We start from the raw sequence: 1,923 nt of genomic DNA on the forward strand, positions 1-1,923 counted from the left end.
CTGCCGCTGCCGAGCCAGGAGATCGAGACGAGCCCAGCGGCGCCGGCGAGCGCGCCACTCAAGGCGTAGAGGATCAAGCGAACGCGATCGACCGGAATACCGACCAGCCTGGCCGAGCGTTCGTTGAAACCCATGGCGTAGATCCAGCGCCCCCACGCTGTCGAGAGCAGCACCAAACCGGCTAGCGCAAAGCAGGGGATGGCAAGGGTGAGAAAGGGCAGGGGAATGCCCATGACGACGCCGCGCCCCCACACAAGCAGCCAGGAGGGCACGCCTGCTTGGGCCGCGCCGCCGGTAATGGCAAGTGCAGCGCCGGAATAGACGAAGAAGGTGCCGAGCGTCGCGATGAAGGGGAGAAGCGCGAGCCCGTTCACCAGCCATCCGTTCAAGGCACCGAGCATCGCGCCGGCCAGGATGCAGACGGCGGGCAGCAGGACCGGCGGCAATCCCAGCTTGAGGCAAAGCATCGCGACGATGGCGGACAGCGAGACCGCACCGCCGACCGAGAGGTCGATGCCGGCGCCACCGGCCATGATGACCAGTCCTTGTCCAAGGCCGACCAGGGCAAGGATCGTCGAGAACTGAAGAATGGTGGTGACGGTGCCGAGATTGAAAACAGAAGGCTTGAGCGCCAGCAGGCCGACAATCACGATCAGCCAAAGCATACAGAGCAAAGCCAGGGTAAGGGCCGGGCCTTGCAGGTTCCGGAGCGTTTTCATGCGCGGGCTCGTTGAAATCTGCCGAGCGGCAATCGGTTGCAAACAGCTTCGAAGCCAAGCACGCCGATGATGAGAACGCCGGTGACGACAGGCTGCCAAAGGGAAGGGACACCGATCAGCAGCAGACCGTTCTGCAGGATTCTCAGAAGCAGCACGCCGAGCACGGTGCCGATCAGGCTGCATCTGCCGCCCAATATGCTGGTCCCGCCAAGAATGACCGCGGCAATGGCATCGAGCGCCAGCGTGCTGCCGATCGTCATCTCCACATTGCGATAGGTGGCGACATAGAACGTGGCGGCAATGCCAGTCAGCACACCGCTGATGACGAAGGTCATGAAGCGGATCTTGATCACTGGGATGCCAGAAAGCCGCGCTTTTTCCTCCGAATTGCCGATCGCCAGCAGATGCAGCCCATAAGGGGTTCGCCGCAGCGCCAGCCAGACGGCCAGATAGACAACGGCAATCACCAGGGCAGGGACGGGGACGCCGAGCACGCTGGTTGCAAGAAGATTTGTAAGGCTCGAGGGCAGGCCCGAAAGCCATTGCCCTCCGAGAAGTACGAAGACGGCGGTGCGGTAGACACCGAGCAGGCCGAGCGTACCGACAATTGCCGGAACGCGGCCGAGGACAACGACGGTGGCGGTCACGCATCCCAGCAGCGCACCGACCAAAGGGCCTGCAATGAGCGCCAGCAGCGGATTGCCGCCGGCGCCGAGCACACGCCCGATGGCGATGGCCGCCAGACCCATGACGATGCCGATCGAGACATCGATGCCGCCCATGGCGAGCAGCAGGGTCATGCCAAGGCCGATCAGCAGCAGTTCGACACTGTTGCGCAAGACCGTGGCTGCATTGCCTGATGTCGCGTAGTGCGGCGATGCGACAGAAAAGATGACGATCGCCAGCAAACAGGCGACAAGCAGAGACCACTCCCGCCCGTTCATGGAGAAGACACCGTTTCCAAACTGCCGCACCACGTTCATCTCAGAGCTCAGAAGTTGAACTTGTCGACATTGTCCTTGGTGAAGACGGCCGGCGGCCCGAGAAGCAAAATGCCCTTGGCGGCATCATAGGTGACGGGCTTTTCCAGGCCGACGACCTTGTTTTCCGCTTCGAAGCTCTTGCCGTCGATCAGCTGTTTGCCGGCCCAGACCGTGAGATAGCCGAGTTGCTCGGGATCCCAGAGCACGGTGAAGCCGAAGGC

2 protein-coding genes and 1 pseudogene are annotated in these 1,923 nt (G+C 62.5%); all 3 read right to left on the reverse strand.

The features are described from left to right. Positions 1 to 719 (reverse strand): ABC transporter permease (locus tag EOC06_RS16875; RefSeq protein ID WP_164898618.1); only part of this gene is annotated, 719 nt, incomplete at its 3' end. Then, positions 716 to 1,663 carry an ABC transporter permease gene (locus tag EOC06_RS16880; RefSeq protein WP_128308307.1) on the reverse strand — a complete coding sequence of 316 codons (948 nt, stop codon included), beginning with the start codon at positions 1,661 to 1,663 and terminating at the stop codon, positions 716 to 718. The genes EOC06_RS16880 and EOC06_RS16875, both read right to left, overlap by 4 nt. 47 nt (positions 1,664 to 1,710) lie before the next feature. Further along, a pseudogene (locus tag EOC06_RS42705) lies at positions 1,711 to 1,923 on the reverse strand (autoinducer 2 ABC transporter substrate-binding protein); the annotation flags it as partial.

The organism is Mesorhizobium sp. M7A.F.Ca.MR.362.00.0.0 (assembly GCF_004023175.1).
Lineage (GTDB): Bacteria > Pseudomonadota > Alphaproteobacteria > Rhizobiales > Rhizobiaceae > Mesorhizobium.

Coding starts and splice junctions, on each gene's coding strand:
- EOC06_RS16880 (WP_128308307.1), bottom strand. CDS start 1,663: ATGAACGGGCGGGAGTGGTCTCTGCTTGTCGCCTGTTTGCTGGCGATC.